This is a genomic window from Agrobacterium tumefaciens, from assembly GCF_005221325.1.
In the GTDB taxonomy this organism is placed as follows: domain Bacteria; phylum Pseudomonadota; class Alphaproteobacteria; order Rhizobiales; family Rhizobiaceae; genus Agrobacterium.
Genome location: NZ_CP039888.1, coordinates 746,777 through 762,522, shown reverse-complemented (window position 1 = coordinate 762,522; position 15,746 = coordinate 746,777). Strand labels below are relative to the sequence as shown.

The following is a 15,746-nucleotide window of genomic DNA, read 5'->3' as shown; positions in this document are numbered from 1 at the left end:
GTGTCTTTGACCTTCAGAAGCGGACGCCACCTTATAGAGGTCTTTCGCTTTTCCGCGAATCGCGAAAAATCTCTAACTCTTTGTTTTGTCGCATTTCCGGACGGAAAACCGGGGTCCACTTTTCCTGGAAATGCTCTATAAACACCACATACTGCACTCACAAGACAGGATAAAACCCATGGATTTCGGCATTTCCGGCAAACGCGCCCTTGTTCTCGCCTCCTCTCGCGGCCTTGGGCTTGGCATTGCCACGGCGCTCGCGAAAGAAGGCGCAAACGTCCTTCTGGTTGGCCGAAGCGGTGAAAAGCTGGCGGAAAATTGCAAGACGATCAACGCGCTCGGCAAGGGCAAGGCCGAATGGGTGTGGGGTGATCTCGCCGATGACAATTTCGTCGAAGCCATGGTTCAGGCCGTCAAGGACAAGCTTGGCGGCATCGATATTCTCGTCAACAATACCGGCGGTCCGACGCCCGGCCTCGCGCAGGACATGACGGTCGACAAGCTCGACACCTTCTTCCAGTCCATGGTTCTGCGGGTCATCACCCTTACCAATGCGCTCCTGCCGCAGATGAAGGAACAGGGTTTCGGCCGCATCCTCACCGTCGCCTCGTCGGGCGTGTTCGAACCGATCCCCAATCTCGCCCTTTCCAACACGCTGCGCGGCGCGCTTGTCGGCTGGAGCAAGACGCTGTCCTCCGAAGTGGCCGGTTTCGGCATCACCTCCAACCTGCTCCTGCCCGGCCGTATCCATACTGACCGCATCGACGAACTGGATGGCGCCAATGCCAAACGTCTGGGTAAAAGCATCGAGGAAGTGCGCGAGGCCTCCGTCAAAAGCATCCCCGCCGGCCGTCTCGGCACAGTAGAAGAATTCGCCGCCGCCGGCGCTTTCCTCTGCTCTGTGCCGGCGAGCTATATCACCGGCACGATGCTGCGGGTGGATGGGGGTGCGGCGAAGTCGAACTGACGCCGGACGGAGACAAGCTCGTCAGGAGGCCGCTTCATGGATCACGAAGCGGTTTCTCCCGGTATTCTTGGCTTCGTAAAGCGCTATGTCGGCGCGACGCAGAACGTCGCTGGCGCTCTCCCCGGGATTTGCGAAGGCAATCCCGGCCGAGCAGCTATAACGGAAATCCGGCATATCCCCGAGCGGTGACGCCTGCGTCAACGATGACAGCAACTCCTGCATGACAGCCTCGACGCCCAGCATTCGCGAGCCGCTGAGGACCAGCAGAAACTCCTCTCCGCCGATCCGGCCCACAAGGTCGTCCCGGCACGCCATGGCGGAAAGCCGGGCGGCAAAGTCCGTGAGAACCATATCGCCGCAGGCGTGCCCGAAACGGTCATTCACTGCCTTGAAGTGGTCTATATCGATGATGGCGATGGCAAGCGCCTGGGCCTTGTTGGGGCCGAGCATCTGGTTGAGACTGTCCATCACGTAGCGGCGGTTGCCGAGACCGGTCAGCTCGTCACTCATGGCCGATTTCAGCGCCCTGTCCCGCTCCTGCCTCAGATCGCGCAATTCGACCCCGAGTTCGGAAACATCGGTAACCACGCAGAGCATCCAGCCGCCCGGCAATGTCGTTTCGGTCGTCAATATCCAGCGCCCGTCATTGAGGCTGGTCTCTATGGTGCGGAAGGGCAGCTTGCCGCGCCTGGTTTTGGCGGAGCGCAGCCACAATTCGAAATCGGTGGTTTCAATGGCAGTGCCCGTGGCGTTGCGATAGCCGTTGCGCATCAGTTCCAGCCAGCTCGGAAACCCGTCATCAGGCACATCCAGTGCCTTGCGGAACGCGGCATTTGCAAAGCGCAACCTGTCGCCACCGTCGAACAGCGCATAACCCTGCTGCGAGGCCTCCAGCAGGTGCATGAGCTGGCGGTTGAAAATTCCCAGATCGCCCCGAACGAGGCCGGAATGATCCAGCGGCACTTCTTCGAGGGTGGAACGGGCCGGCTTGCGGGGCATCGAATTTCCCAGGCTACGGAAACAACAGGCAACCAATACAGTTTGTTTAGAATACACTCTATGATTACAAAAATATTTAAAGCGATCCATCTCCAGCATGTTTCGATCGTCACTACTTCATATGCGCACCACCATAGCAGCAAACCCATAAGAATATTGCAGAAAACTGCTACGCCCTTTCATGGCGGCCTAGCCGGGTCGCTTATCATCCCTAATCCGCAGCGATTACCTATTCCCGCCAAGACCTGTCGGTGGGCGGCGCATCGCTCAAAAACAATAGGCGGCGCTTGCCATTCCGTCTGCCTTGTGCAATCAACCGCCCTCCTCTGACATCGGGGTGCCAAGGGCATCCCTTATCTTCACGCCGGGCCACCCAAGGGCCGGGCGGGTTCTTCTATCGGCACAAGGAATATGGCGATGACGCAAAAGCGGGCTCTCGGCCTCGATTTCGGCACGACCAACACGGTCATGGCTCTTTCCGACACTGGCAGCTCAAGCCATTCCATGCGCTTCACCAGCAGCGCGGGCACGGATGACAGCATGCGCACGGCGCTCTCTTTCATGAAGGATGCCGGCCTAGGTGCCGCCGCCCTGCATGTGGAAGCGGGACAAGCCGCCATCCGGCAATTCATCGACAATGCCGGCGACTGTCGTTTCCTGCAGTCGATCAAGACATTTGCGGCCTCGCCGCTGTTTCAGGGCACCCTGATCTTCGCCAAGCGCCAGAGCTTCGAAGACCTGATGGAGGTGTTCCTGCGCAAGCTGAAGACCTATGCGGGGTCCGAATGGCCGGGCGATGTGTCGACCGTCGTCGCCGGCCGACCGGTGCGTTTTGCCGGCAGCAATCCGGACGAAACGCTGGCGCTTGCCCGTTACAACGAAGCGCTCACCCGGGCCGGTTTCCCGGAAATCCATTATGTCTACGAGCCGGTGGCGGCCGCCTATTATTTCGCCCAAAGCCTGAAGAAGGACGCCAACGTGCTGGTGGCGGATTTCGGCGGCGGCACGACGGACTATTCGCTGATCCGTTTCGAGACCCATGCCGGCAAGCTTTCCGCCACCCCCATCGGCCATTCCGGCGTCGGCGTGGCGGGCGATCATTTCGACTTCCGCATGATCGACAATCTGGTCTCGCCTGAGATCGGCAAAGGCAGCAAGTTCAAAAGCTTCGACAAGGTGCTGGACGTGCCTTCGGGTTATTACGTGAATTTCGGGCGCTGGAACCAGCTGTCGATCTTCAAGACCTCAAAGGAATTCACCGACCTCAAATCGCTGGTCCGCTCGGCGCTGGAGCCCGACAAGCTGGAACTCTTCATCGATCTCGTCGAGCATGACGAAGGTTACCCACTCTATCAGGCGATTTCCGCCACCAAGATGGCGCTGTCTTCGGCCGAGGAAGCGGAATTCAACTTCGCGCCGCTCGGCAAGGCCGGGCGCAAGATGGTCAAGCGCAGCGATTTCAACGGGTGGATCGCCGAAGATCTGGCCAAGATCGAGGGCGCGCTGGACGAGGTTCTGGAGAAGACGAAAGTTGCACCAGAGGCAATCGACAAGGTGTTCCTCACCGGCGGCACCTCTTTCGTGCCGGCGGTGCGAGAGCTTTTCACCCGCCGCTTCGACGCCGACCGGATTGAAAGCGGCGGCGAGTTGCTCTCGATCGCCCATGGTCTCGCCATGATCGGCGAAAGCGGCGATATTCAGCGCTGGACAGCGTGATTTACGGGTTCCCCGGGCGGGGAACATGGGCTAATTTCCACCCATGATCGCCGCCCACGACCTTTCCCCGGCCGAACTTGCCGCCCTCCTGCATTTCCATGCGGATGCGGGCGTAGACTGGATGCTGGAAGAGGCGCCGGTCGACCGTTTCGCCGAATTTGCCGCCGCCCGCCCTGCCCGCCCGATGCCGGGACGGGAGCCGGGGCAGGACACTACCGCGCCCGCGAGGCAGTCGGAGAGCCCGGCCAATCACCGTGCCGACGCACCTCAACGGCAGTCGCCGGGCCGGAGCGCTCCGGCACGCGGTGCACCGGCAGCCCTCGCCATTCAGCAGAATGTCGCCATGCCGGACGAGCAGGCCGTGGCGGCCGCGCGTTTTGCGGCGGAAAGCGCGCGCTCGCTTGCCGAGCTGAAAACCGCGCTCGAGGGTTTCAGCGGCTGCAATCTCAAGAACAGCGCGCGCAATACGATTTTCAGCGAGGGCGATCCCGCCTCCGCCATCATGGTCATCGGCCCCATGCCTGACGCCGATGACGACCGCGAAGGCCTGCCCTTTGCCGGCAAGACCGGCCTGCTGCTTGAGCGCATGCTGGCGGCCATCGGCCTTAACCGCAGCGCCATCATGCTCGGCAATGTGGTGCCCTGGCGGCCGCCGGGCAACCGCCCACCGACTCAGGCTGAAATGGATATCTGCCGGCCGTTCATCGAGCGCCAGATAGCGCTCGCGGAGCCGAAACACCTGTTGCTTCTCGGCAACTTCACCGCACGTTTCTTCTTTGGTGGCACCGGCACCATCCATACGCTGCGCGGACAGTGGCGTGATGTCGCAGCCGGACACCTGATTCTGCCCGCGCTCGCAAGCCTGCACCCGCAGGAACTGTTGAACGCGCCAGCCAGCAAGTCCTTGGCATGGCAGGATTTATTGGCTTTTCAGGCAAAGATCGCGCAAAGCTGACTGCCTCATTCCTGATCAATGTAAATGAATTATGAAAAAAGCCATGCGCATTACGCATAACAGCGGCGCATTTGGCCGACTTGCCGAATCCATGCTGCGCTGCGATATAGCGATCATGTCTTGGGAGGAATTCGGTTTAAGGAACCAAGGCAATGACCACTCGCTTCCGTCCGGTACATTCCGGCTTTGAAACGCTCCGCCTGGCGGGCCTCGGCCCTCGCTCCAGTCAGGGTTACCATCGTTTCGGCGCAGCCGCAAACGAACAGATCACCGCACGCGCTGCCATGCAGCAAGTCCGCGTGACGCGTCCCTCGGCAGTCTTCGCGGATTTCCGCGAGCGCTGAGAAGCACTCAGGCCAGTTTAGCACTGGTCCATAGATATGATTGCGCGCTGGCGTCTTTCTTCGGGAAGGCGCCTTTTGCATTTGTGGTTTTTTTCGAAAGGCTGCGACGAAGTCTTGAACCGAGTCACAAGGTTGTAGTGCGCGCCCAGCCGTTCTTCTTCCGTTAACGCCGGTTGAGACAAAAAACGGCACTCTCAATCTTGTCTGCCACCATGCGTCATCCAATCCGTCATTCCGGCCTTGAGCCGGAATCCAGCCAGCCCAAGTCCTTGGGCTGAAAAGACTCTTCTCGCCGCGTGAGAGCCGCGCCGGCTGGATCCCGGCTCAAGGCCGGGATGACGGAGGAGAAGCATTTTTCGTGAAATTCGGTGGTTGAGAATGCCGCGCGCTTGTCCTGGAAACAGGCAAGACGCGCAGATTTGGGTTCCCTCACCCTTGCGGCGTCGAGGCCTTGCGCGCCGCCCGTCTTGCCAGGCCCAGTTGATGTTCGCGGAAGATGATGAAGATGCCGGCGAGGATAACGATCGCCGTGCCGATCAGCATCGTCACCGTGGGAATATCTCCGAACAGAATGTAGGAAACCGCGATTCCGAAGATGATGGAGCTGTATTCGAAGGGCGCGATGACCGAGACTTCGGCGTGCCGGTAACTCTCCGTCAGGAAGATTTGCGCAACGCCGCCGCAAATGCCGCTGGTGATCAGCAGCATGGCCTGCGTCATGCTCAGCGCGCTCCAGCCGAAAGGCACGCTGACGAGCGACAGCAGGGTGGCGGTGAGCGAAAAATAGAGCACGATGGTCGGCGTCCTTTCCGTCTCCACCAGTTGCCGCACCTGGATCATCGCCAGACCGCCGAGCGCCGCACCGCACAACACGGCAATGGCCCCCAGCCCCTCGCCGGCGGCAAAACCGCCTTCCCTCAGAAGCGTCATCTTCGGCCAGAGAATCACCAGCACCCCCGTCATGCCGACGAAGACCGCGCTCCAGCGATAGATGCGCACCTTTTCATGCAGGATGACGGCGGCAAAAACGACGGCGAGAAGCGGCGAGGCATAACCGATGGCGATGAATTCCGGCAGCGGCAGCATGGTCAGCCCGTAAAAGCCACAGGCCATGGACAGGATGCCCAGAAACCCGCGCTTGAAATGGCCGAAAAGATTATTGGTGTGCAGGGCGCTCGTCAGCGCATGCAGCCACGCCAGATAGACGACAATCGGGAGAATGGCGAAAGCGGAACGGAAGAAGGTAATCTGGCCGGCAGGCACATCGCCTGCGGCCTTGATACAGGTCTGCATGACAAGAAAAAAGCCGACCGAAATCAGCTTCAGGCTAATCCCGCGAAAGGGATTCATCGGTTCGGCGTTCATTGGCAACTACTCATATCGGCTGCGCAAACACGCCATCGGGAGATTTTTCATGCGGGGAGGACGACGCAGGGGAATTGGATTTATGCAAGGCTAGAGCATTCCTCCGGCGCTTTACAACAAAAAATGTGATTTACCCGTGAATTCCGTCGATTTGGGGAAGGATTGTTTTCGCGGCTGCGGAAGTGATGCAAACCAAAAGCGACGCGCGCTAAAATTTGAAGAAAATAAAATATAATTTCAGCAATCGTTCAACATTTGCTGCGATGGTCCGTGGGTCCGGCGGCGGGAGGATCGTCTGCACGGCCGGCAAAGCCTTCCATGGCGGGACAGAACGTCCTCCGACGCGCACATGAACGTGACGAATACTCTACCTATTTTACATCCGGGCCTTATGACGACATGATGCCGGGAGACCACGCCAAGTTATTCAGGGATAGTCATGCGAACAGACACGGGCCAGATCGTTCACCTGGCAGATTACCGCCCCACCGATTTCGTTCTGGAGCGGGTGGATCTCACCTTCGAACTCGACCCCAAGAATACCAAGGTCGAAGCCCGTCTGATCTTTCACCGGCGCGAAGGCGCAGAGCGTGAGGCACCGCTGGTTCTCGATGGCGACGAGTTGACGCTTTCCAGCCTGCTGCTCGACCAGGTGGAGCTTCCCGCCGGCCAATATGAGGCGACGTCTGACAGCCTGACCATCCGCGACCTGCCGGCCGAATCTCCCTTCGAGATCTGCGTCACCAATTACATCAACCCGCAGGTCAATACGCAGCTGATGGGGCTTTATCGCACCAATGGCGTTTATTGCACCCAATGCGAGGCGGAAGGTTTCCGCCGCATCACCTATTTCCCCGACCGCCCGGATGTTCTGGCGCCCTATACGGTGACGATCATCGCGGCGAAGGAAGGCAATCCGCTGCTGCTCTCGAACGGCAATTTCCTGGGCGGCGGAAACTATGACGAAGGCCGTCACTTCGCGGCCTGGTTCGATCCGCACCCGAAACCAAGCTATCTCTTCGCGCTTGTCGCCGGTGATCTCGGCGTGGTGGAAGACACTTTTACCACCATGTCCGGCCGCGACGTGGCGTTGAAGATTTATGTCGAACACGGCAAGGAGCCGCGCGCGGCCTATGCCATGGATGCGCTGAAACGCTCGATGAAGTGGGACGAAGAGCGCTTCGGACGCGAATACGACCTCGATATCTTCATGATCGTCGCTGTGTCCGATTTCAACATGGGCGCGATGGAGAACAAGGGTCTCAACGTCTTCAACGATAAATTCGTGCTGGCCGACCCGGAAACCGCCTCTGACGCTGACTACGCCAATATCGAGCGCATCATCGCGCATGAATATTTCCACAATTGGACCGGCAACCGCATCACCTGCCGCGACTGGTTCCAGCTGTGCCTGAAGGAAGGCCTGACGGTCTATCGCGACCAGGAGTTTTCCGCCGACATGCGCTCGCGCCCGGTCAAGCGCATCGCCGATGTACGCCATCTGAAATCGGAGCAGTTTCCGGAGGATTCCGGTCCGCTGGCACATCCGCCGCGCCCCGATACCTATCGTGAAATCAACAACTTCTACACGACGACCGTTTATGAAAAGGGTGCCGAAGTCACCCGCATGATCGCCACGATCCTCGGTGCTGACGATTTCAAGAAGGGCATGGACCTCTATTTCGAGCGCCATGACGGTGACGCGGCAACCGTCGAGGATTTCGTCAAGAGTTTTGCTGACGCCAGCGGCCGTGATCTTTCACAGTTTTCGCTGTGGTACACGGAAGCGGGCACGCCGCTCGTCTCCCTCTCATCGGCCTATGATGCTGGCAATGCCACCTTCAAGCTGACGCTGGAACAGACCGTGGCGCCGACGCCCGGCCAGCCGGTGAAGCAGCCGCGCCACATTCCGCTCTCGCTGGCGCTGATCCTCGATAACGGCCAGATCGCCGAACCGCAGGCCGTCGAAGGCGGCGAGTATCGCGATGGCGTGCTGCATCTGACCGAACGCAACCAGACCTTCTCCTTCTCCGGCATCTCGTCGCGGCCGGTGCTGTCGATCAATCGCAGTTTCTCGGCGCCGATCAATCTGGATTTCGAACAGAATGCTGATGATCTGGTGCAGATCGCCCGGCATGAAACCGACATGTTCGCCCGTTTCCAGGCGTTGACCGATCTTGCCCTGCCGGCGCTGATTGCCGCCACCAGAGCGGTGCAGAACGGCGAAGAAATCCGCACGGATGCGGCCCTCTCCGCCACGCTCATCGAAATCATCGGCAATGACGCGCTTGAGCCGGCATTCCGGGCGCAGGCGCTGGCCCTGCCGAGCGAAACGGATATCGCCCGCGAACTCGGTGGCAACACCGATCCCGATGCCATCCACAAGGCGCGCAATGCCACGATCACGGCGATTGCCACGGCCGGTCTCGAAACGCTGCGGCGCCTTGCCGATAGCGCTGCCAATGGCGAGGCCTACAGCCCCGATGCCGACAGCGCCGGACGCCGTTCGCTGCGAAACGGGGCCCTGAGCTTCCTCGCCTTTGCCGAGGGAACACCGGAGCGGGCAGCGAAGGCCTATGCTGACGCCACCAACATGACCGATCTCGCGCATGCGCTCAGCGTCCTGACGCAGCGTTTCCCTGACAGCGCCGAGACGAAGCAAGCGCTTGCCGCCTTCGAAACGCGCTTTGCCGACAATGCGCTCGTTCTCGACAAGTGGTTCTCTCTGCAGGCCGCCATTCCCGGCGACGGCGCGCTTGAACGCATCAAGACGCTGATGAAATCGAAACATTTCATCGCCACCAATCCGAACCGGGTGCGCTCGCTGGTCGGCACGCTCGCCTTTTCCAACCCCACCGGTTTCCACCGTGCGGATGGCGCGGCCTATCGTTTCCTCGCGGAGCAGATCATCGCCATCGACAAGCGCAATCCGCAGCTTGCCGCCCGCATCCTCACCTCCATGCGCTCCTGGCGGTCGCTGGAGGCAAGCCGCGCCGACCATGCGAAAGCCGCGCTTTCGACCATTGCCGAGGCGAAGGGCCTGTCGACGGATGTGAGCGATATTGTCGGACGCATCCTGAAGGGCTGAACATCCGCCGAGGCTGCACTGCCATTCTGATCCACGCCATGACGCCGTCTTGATTTCCATCAAGGCGGCGTTCTGCATTGGGCCGCATCATGCTCTCAAAGGGCCGATAGCGGCCTCAATCAGAAAGGAATGCAGATGACGGACATGTCCAGGACCAGTGCTTCGTTTCAACGCTTCATGACCGATGCCCCGGCGCACAAGGCGGCATGGTTTCAGGCGGTGCAAGGTCTCGGTACGGCCTCCACGCTGGATGTGAAGACGCAGAGCCTGATCTATATCGCCATTCTGGCGGCACTCCGCCTGGAAAGCGGCATTGGTTTTCATGTGATGGAAGCCAAGGCGCGCGGTGCAAGCCGCGACGATATCATCAGCGCGGTGCTGACCGGTCTTCCCGCTGCCGGCAATGGCGTGATCGGCGCGCTCGGCCCCGCTCTCGACGCTTTCGACGGAGCCCGAAGCCGTTCCAGGCCGCGTCCCGAAGCTGCCGGAATTGACGTGCCGGCTTACTGATTTCGTTCATGAATCCCGCTTTCCCCGAAGCGGGCACAGATTGTCCCGAAAAAATACGGAGTCGGTTCAAGGGGTTAAAATTCTTTTAACTTTTGCCTCTGGACACAGGGAATCGCATTTGATTCATTAGGGATATTCGAGCGGCTGCGCTTCGAATCAGTGGGGACTTCTAAAAGGCGGGACAATGACGAACGTGCGGCGGGCGACTGCGGGCGATGAGCGGCCGTATGCCAAATTTTCTGATCTTGCGGCCTGGGGCGAAAGGCTTTCCAGCGACCTGATGGGTTTGATGAATGGCGCCGACCGACCGATGCCGCAGGTCGAGACCCTGCTGAAACGCCTGATCCCCATTCTCATCCTCGCTTTCCTCGTCGTTGTTGCCGCCTCGCGCATGCTGGGCATCGTCGCCGAATATGGCCGCATGGAAGAGGCCGCCCGCCACTCCACCGCGCTGACGGCACTGACCGCCAAGGCAGCGCTTCTCAACAATGATACGATCTTCACCGCGCAGGATCGTACCCGCGCCGAGGCGAACCTTGTCGCCGCTTTGCCGTCGGGCAGCCTTGCCGATGGCACCATGGTGCTGCTCTCTGGCAGCAATGGCCGCATCTTCGCGGGCGCCGGCAAGGATGCCACGCTTTATGTCGGCACCTCGCTGCCTGCCCTGCTTCCCGAAATCGCCATCGTGCAGCGTTTCCCCGGTGCGCCCGGCACCATCGAGACCAATATCGATGGCCAGCAGCACTACGCGACGATGATCCCCTTCGGTGACGACGGCGCGATGGTGATCGCGGCACGCTCATTGCAGCCGATCCGCTCCTTCTGGCGCAGCGAAATCGCCATGAACGTGACGTTGTTCGCCGGCATCTCCTCCATCCTGCTCGTCGTGCTCTATGCCTATTACATGCAGGTGAAGCGCGCCCGCGAAGCCGATGACATCTTTGCCGAATCCAACCTGCGGGTCGAGACGGCGCTGTCGCGCGGTCGCTGCGGCCTGTGGGATTTCGATCTTTCCACCCGGCGCATGTTCTGGTCGGGTTCGCTTTATGAAATCCTGGGCTTGCCACCAAAGGCCGCGCCGCTTTCCTTTTCCGATGCGGCCCGCATGATGCATTCCGAAGACGGCAATCTCTATGAGCTGGCCCGGGCCGTCGGCTGCGGCACCCTGCGCCAGATCGACCAGATTTTTCGCATGCGTCATTCCAAGGGTCACTATGTCTGGCTTCGCGCCCGCGCCCAGGTGATCCGCACCAATAACGGCCCACGCGTCATCGGCATCGCCATGGATGTCACCGAACAGCACCGTCTTGCCCAACGCTACGCCGAGGCCGATCAGCGCCTTGCCGACGCCATCGAATCCACCTCGGAAGCCTTTGTTCTCTGGGACAAGAACGATCGCCTCGTGATGTGCAACACCCATTACCAGAAGGCCTATGGCCTGCCTGACAGCGTGCTGGTGGCCGGCACGGAAAAAAACACGGTCTATGCCGCAGCAGCCCGCCCGGTCGTTGAGCGCCGCGTTGCCGATCCGGACCAGTCCGGCCTGTCGCGCACCACGGAAGTGCAGCTTGCCGATGACCGCTGGCTGCAGATCAACGAACGCCGCACCCGCGATGGTGGCCTCGTTTCCGTCGGCACCGACATCACGCTTTTGAAGCGTCATCAGGAACGGCTGCGCGATTCCGAGCGCCGGCTGATGGCTACCATCGGCGATCTCTCCGCCTCGCAGCACAAGCTGGAGCGGCAGAAGACCGAGCTTTCCGACGCCAATGCCAATTACCTTGCCGAAAAAGAACGCGCCCAGGCCGCCAACCGGGCGAAGTCGGAATTCCTCGCCAATATGAGCCATGAGCTGCGCACGCCGCTCAACGCCATTCTCGGCTTTTCCGACATCCTGCAAAACGAGATGTTCGGGCCGGTCGGCTCGCCGAAATATTCCGAATATGCCCGCGATATCCACGACAGCGGCAAACACCTGCTCAACGTCATTAACGACATTCTCGACATGTCGAAGATTGAAGCCGGCCATATGCGCATCAACCGCGAGACCATCGATCTCGCGCCGCTGATCGAGGAAACGCTGCGTCTCACCGCCATTCAGGCCGAACAGAAGAACATCACCGTGCAGCAGAAGGTCTGCGCCGGGCTGACGATGCAGGGCGACCGCCGGGCCATGAAGCAGATCATGCTCAACCTGCTGTCAAACGCCGTGAAATTCACCGGCGACGGCGGCCGCATCGCGCTGCGCACCCATGTGCATCAGGCCGCCATGATCCTCACCATAGCAGACACGGGCATCGGCATTCCCACCCAGGCACTGGAAAAGATCGGCCAGCCCTTCGAACAGGTGCAGAGCCAATATGCCAAAAGCCAGGGCGGTTCCGGTCTCGGGCTTGCGATTTCCCGCTCGCTCGTCAAGCTGCATGGCGGCACGATGAAGATCCGGTCCTGTGAAGGACGGGGCACGGTGGTGACGATTATTATTCCGCATGCGGCGGGGCGGTGTGGGATGGTGCATTGAGGGGTGCGGGTTTGCGCTTTGGGTGTGGCCGTATGCAACGCCGTGCGCTGGATACCCCCCTCTGCCCTGCCGGGCATCTCCGGGGAGATTGATATGCGGAACCCTTCCCCCCATCTTTTACGTTGCGAGTGAGCGAGCGTTAGCCTCCAGCTGATCTCCCCCCTTGAGGGGGAGATGCCCGGCAGGGCAGAGGGGGGTAAACCACAACCGCCCACATCACCCATTCTTCACCACCGCCACAAACGCCTTCCGCACCGCCTTCGACAACCGCTTGACCTCCCCCTCAAGCGTCGGAATGTCAGGGCAATCCCCCGCCCGGCACACAAGATCGATCAATCCGGCCGGCGCTTCCTTCGGATTAAAGGCGCCATCGATACACAGCCGCACGATTTGCGATATTTCCGTATAAAGCCCCATCGCCGCCATGCAGTCGTCGAAAGCCTGCGGCTCCATCACGGGTGCGGCGAGCGCCTGTAGCGCTTCCGCCGTGTTGCGACCGGGTTCGTGCACCGCAAGGCCCTTAACCGGCCCGACCAGCGCCAGATATTGGGCGATGAATTCGAGGTCGATCAGGCCGCCATTGATGAGCTTGAAGTCCCAGTTGTTTTCCGGCGGCTTTTCCTGCTCGATCAGGCTGCGCATTTCCAGCACGTCGGTGGAGACCTTGGCCACATCGCGTTTTTGCGAAAGGATGGAGGCGATGATGCGGCGGGCATCCTCCATCAGCGAGGCCTCGCCGCAGATGAGGCGGGCGCGCGACAGCGCCATGTGCTCCCAGGTCCAGGCCTCCTCGCGCTGGTATTTCTCGAAGGCGGAAATGCGGGTCGCCACCGGGCCTTTATTGCCGGAGGGACGCAACCGCATGTCAACCTCGTAGAGCACGCCTTCCGCCGTCGGGGCCGATAGGGCAGCGATCAGCCGCTGGGTGACGCGGGTGAAATAACGCACCACATCGAGCGGTTTTGCACCGGTGGATTCATGGGCGCTATCATCATAGTCGTAAAGCAGGATGAGATCGACATCCGAACCGGCGGTCAACTCGAAGGAGCCGAGCTTACCCATGCCAATGACGGCCACGCGCCCGCCGGGATAAAGTCCGTGCGCCGCCTCCATCTCCGAAAGGACGGCATTCAGCGCCGCCTCAATCACCAGATCGGCGAGGTGGGTGAAAGCGCGGGCGGCGACCTCGCCGCGGATCGCGCCGGTCAGCAGCCTGACACCGATGAGGAACCGCTGCTCGGCGGCGAAGATGCGCAGGCGGTCGAGAATATCCTCGTAATGGCGGGCATTGGAGAGAAAATTGCCCATGCGGTGGGCGAGATATTCGCGCGTCGGCACATCGCTCATCAGCGCCGGATCCAGCATGCCGTCGAAGACATGCGGGCGAGCGGCGATAATTTCCGCAAGCCGTGGCGCGGAGGACATGATCGTCACCAGCAGATCGAGCAGCGCCGGATTGTTGCCGAGCAGCGAGAAAAGCTGGATGCCCGCCGGCAGGCCGGAGAGGAAATTGTCGAAACGCAGCAGCGCCTCGTCCGCCCGCTTGCTTTCGCCAAAAGCGCGCAGCAGGTCCGGCGTCAATTCCGTCAGCCGCTCGCGCGCCTCGACCGACTGCGTCGCCCGGTAACGGCCATTGTGCCAGGTGCGGATGACGCGGGAAATATCCTCCGGCCGCTGAAAACCAAGCGTGGAGAGCGTCTTCAGCGTATCGGGATCGTCCTTCTGGCCGGTGAAGACCAGATTACCGGCCTCGCCCGATAGTTTTACCTCCTGCTCGAATAGCGCCGAATAACGGCGCTCCACCAGCCGCAGCACCTCTTCCAGCTTTTCCGAGAAAGTCTTTGTGTCCTCGAAACCGAGCATGAAGGCGATGCGCTTCAATTCGGCTTCGGTATCGGGCAGCACATGGGTCTGCTCGTCGCGCACCATCTGGATGCGATGCTCCACCTCGCGCAGGAACCAATAGGCCTCCGTCAGGCTGTCGCGTGTCTCGGCGTCGATCCATTTCGCCTCGGTCAGCGCCGCCAGCGCCTCCTCGGTCGCCCGCACGCGCAGCGGCGGCATGCGGCCGCCGGCGATCAGCTGCTGCGTCTGGGCGAAGAACTCGATTTCGCGGATGCCGCCGCGCCCGAGTTTGACATTGTGGCCCTTCACCGCAATGGCGCCATGGCCCTTATGGGCATGGATCTGCCGCTTGATGGAGTGGATATCGGCAATTGCCGCATAATCGAGATATTTGCGGAAGATGAAGGGCGTCAGTTCGCGCAGGAAGTTGTCGCCCGCTTTGATATCGCCGGCCACCGGTCGCGCCTTGATATAGGCGGCGCGTTCCCAGTTCTGGCCCCTGCCCTCGTAATAAAGCAGCGCCGCCTCCACGGGGATGGCGAGCGGTGTCGAGCCGGGATCGGGCCGCAGCCGGAGATCGGTGCGGAAGACATAACCATCGGCCGTGCGCTCCTGCATGATGCGCACGAGGCGGCGCATCATGCGGCCGAAATTCTCCGTCGCATCATAGGGATCGTCCATGATTCCAGCCGAAGGCTCGAAAAACACGACGGCATCGATATCGGAGGAATAGTTGAGTTCGCGCGCGCCGAGCTTGCCCATGCCGAGCACGATCAGGCCGGAACCCTCGCTGGGTGCGGCAACATTCTTCAGTTTCAGCTTGCCGCTCTCATGGGCTGAGAGCAGCAGGTGATCGATGGCGGCGGACAGCGATGCATCCGCCATGTCGCTCAGCCAGCGCGTCGTATCGCGGGCGGTGAAAATGCGGGCGAGATCGGCAAGAGCCGCAACGAAAGAAAGCCGCCGCTTGGCGATCCTGAGCCGTGACATCACCTCGTTTTCGACGGGTATCGCGCCCTCTGCGGGTTTCCAGCAACCACGCGCGTCACGCACCAGATCGGTCAGCAGCGGCTCCAGCGGCTTCGAAATCGCCAGCGTCAGAAGCCCTTCATCCGCCGCCGCCATGTCGCGCAGATAGGGCGACAGGGTGAAAGCAGCGGCGATGAAATCCTTGAGCGGGCCTTCGCTGGCCAGCAGCGCGGCCACCGCCGGCTCGGCCTTGCCGATGTCCTTCAGCGTCGAAAGAACGGATTTCAGTTCCGTCTGCGTATAGGGGCGGATCACGCCCGGCGGAACCTCGCTCAGCCGCCTCTCGACGGTTTCCCGTTTCGTCACTGTCTCTCTCCCTCTTCCGCCCGACCCGCCAAAGCCTCCAGCGCGCCTCTCTGGCGTTGTAACAAATGCGCAGCGCTTTGCGATCAGAAAACCGCTTGCGG

10 protein-coding genes are annotated in these 15,746 nt (G+C 60.8%); 7 read left to right on the top strand and 3 right to left on the bottom strand.

The annotated features are described in order from the left end of the window. Window positions 1-178: 178 nt before the first annotated feature. Complete coding sequence (locus CFBP5499_RS04020; RefSeq protein ID WP_080825491.1) at window positions 179-967, top strand: SDR family oxidoreductase; 789 nt, start codon at window positions 179-181, stop codon at window positions 965-967. 21 nt (window positions 968-988) lie between these two features. Here CFBP5499_RS04020 and CFBP5499_RS04015 read toward each other — a convergent pair whose 3' ends face one another. Continuing rightward, the gene (locus CFBP5499_RS04015) at window positions 989-1,966 is read right to left on the bottom strand and encodes a GGDEF domain-containing protein (RefSeq protein ID WP_175416609.1); all 978 of its coding nucleotides are present in this window, start codon (window positions 1,964-1,966) and stop codon (window positions 989-991) included. A gap of 417 nt (window positions 1,967-2,383) precedes the next feature. On the opposite strand from CFBP5499_RS04015, the gene CFBP5499_RS04010 reads away from it, so the two are divergent. From CFBP5499_RS04010 to CFBP5499_RS03995, 3 genes are all read left to right on the top strand, one after another. Then, window positions 2,384-3,682 (top strand): Hsp70 family protein, encoded by a 1,299-nt coding sequence (locus CFBP5499_RS04010; protein WP_080825492.1) that lies wholly within the window; start codon window positions 2,384-2,386, stop codon window positions 3,680-3,682. Window positions 3,683-3,725: 43 nt separating this feature from the next. Beyond that, complete coding sequence (locus CFBP5499_RS04005; protein WP_080825493.1) at window positions 3,726-4,637, top strand: uracil-DNA glycosylase; 912 nt, start codon at window positions 3,726-3,728, stop codon at window positions 4,635-4,637. Window positions 4,638-4,789: 152 nt separating this feature from the next. Then, the gene (locus CFBP5499_RS03995; protein WP_080825494.1) at window positions 4,790-4,981 is read left to right on the top strand and encodes a hypothetical protein; all 192 of its coding nucleotides are present in this window, start codon (window positions 4,790-4,792) and stop codon (window positions 4,979-4,981) included. 429 nt (window positions 4,982-5,410) lie between these two features. On the opposite strand, the gene CFBP5499_RS03990 is transcribed toward CFBP5499_RS03995, so the two are convergent. Continuing rightward, window positions 5,411-6,346 (bottom strand): DMT family transporter, encoded by a 936-nt coding sequence (locus CFBP5499_RS03990; protein WP_080825496.1) that lies wholly within the window; start codon window positions 6,344-6,346, stop codon window positions 5,411-5,413. A 439-nt stretch (window positions 6,347-6,785) separates the two neighbouring features. On the opposite strand from CFBP5499_RS03990, the gene pepN reads away from it, so the two are divergent. The 3 genes from pepN (at window position 6,786) to CFBP5499_RS03975 (ending at window position 12,465) form a co-directional block, all read left to right on the top strand. After that, window positions 6,786-9,434 (top strand): aminopeptidase N, encoded by a 2,649-nt coding sequence (gene pepN, locus CFBP5499_RS03985; protein ID WP_080825497.1) that lies wholly within the window; start codon window positions 6,786-6,788, stop codon window positions 9,432-9,434. A gap of 135 nt (window positions 9,435-9,569) precedes the next feature. Further along, window positions 9,570-9,944, top strand: coding sequence for a carboxymuconolactone decarboxylase family protein (locus CFBP5499_RS03980; RefSeq protein WP_080827405.1), 375 nt, complete (start codon window positions 9,570-9,572; stop codon window positions 9,942-9,944). Between the two features lie 184 nt (window positions 9,945-10,128). Then, window positions 10,129-12,465 carry a PAS domain-containing sensor histidine kinase gene (locus tag CFBP5499_RS03975; protein WP_080825498.1) on the top strand — a complete coding sequence of 779 codons (2,337 nt, stop codon included), beginning with the start codon at window positions 10,129-10,131 and terminating at the stop codon, window positions 12,463-12,465. A 216-nt stretch (window positions 12,466-12,681) separates the two neighbouring features. Here the strand turns inward: CFBP5499_RS03975 and CFBP5499_RS03965 are convergent, their stop codons facing one another. Continuing rightward, a complete protein-coding gene (locus CFBP5499_RS03965) occupies window positions 12,682-15,645 on the bottom strand; it encodes a bifunctional [glutamine synthetase] adenylyltransferase/[glutamine synthetase]-adenylyl-L-tyrosine phosphorylase (protein ID WP_080825499.1) in 2,964 nt (987 codons plus the stop codon). Between the last annotated feature and the right edge of the window lie 101 nt (window positions 15,646-15,746).

What these genes read in the sequence shown, in the direction of transcription:
- CFBP5499_RS04020 (WP_080825491.1), top strand. Translation starts at nt 179, where the DNA reads ATGGATTTCGGCATTTCCGGCAAACGCGCCCTTGTTCTCGCCTCCTCT.
- CFBP5499_RS04015 (WP_175416609.1), bottom strand. Translation starts at nt 1,966, where the DNA reads ATGCCCCGCAAGCCGGCCCGTTCCACCCTCGAAGAAGTGCCGCTGGAT.
- CFBP5499_RS04010 (WP_080825492.1), top strand. Translation starts at nt 2,384, where the DNA reads ATGACGCAAAAGCGGGCTCTCGGCCTCGATTTCGGCACGACCAACACG.
- CFBP5499_RS04005 (WP_080825493.1), top strand. Translation starts at nt 3,726, where the DNA reads ATGATCGCCGCCCACGACCTTTCCCCGGCCGAACTTGCCGCCCTCCTG.
- CFBP5499_RS03995 (WP_080825494.1), top strand. Translation starts at nt 4,790, where the DNA reads ATGACCACTCGCTTCCGTCCGGTACATTCCGGCTTTGAAACGCTCCGC.
- CFBP5499_RS03990 (WP_080825496.1), bottom strand. Translation starts at nt 6,346, where the DNA reads ATGAACGCCGAACCGATGAATCCCTTTCGCGGGATTAGCCTGAAGCTG.
- pepN (WP_080825497.1), top strand. Translation starts at nt 6,786, where the DNA reads ATGCGAACAGACACGGGCCAGATCGTTCACCTGGCAGATTACCGCCCC.
- CFBP5499_RS03980 (WP_080827405.1), top strand. Translation starts at nt 9,570, where the DNA reads ATGACGGACATGTCCAGGACCAGTGCTTCGTTTCAACGCTTCATGACC.
- CFBP5499_RS03975 (WP_080825498.1), top strand. Translation starts at nt 10,129, where the DNA reads ATGACGAACGTGCGGCGGGCGACTGCGGGCGATGAGCGGCCGTATGCC.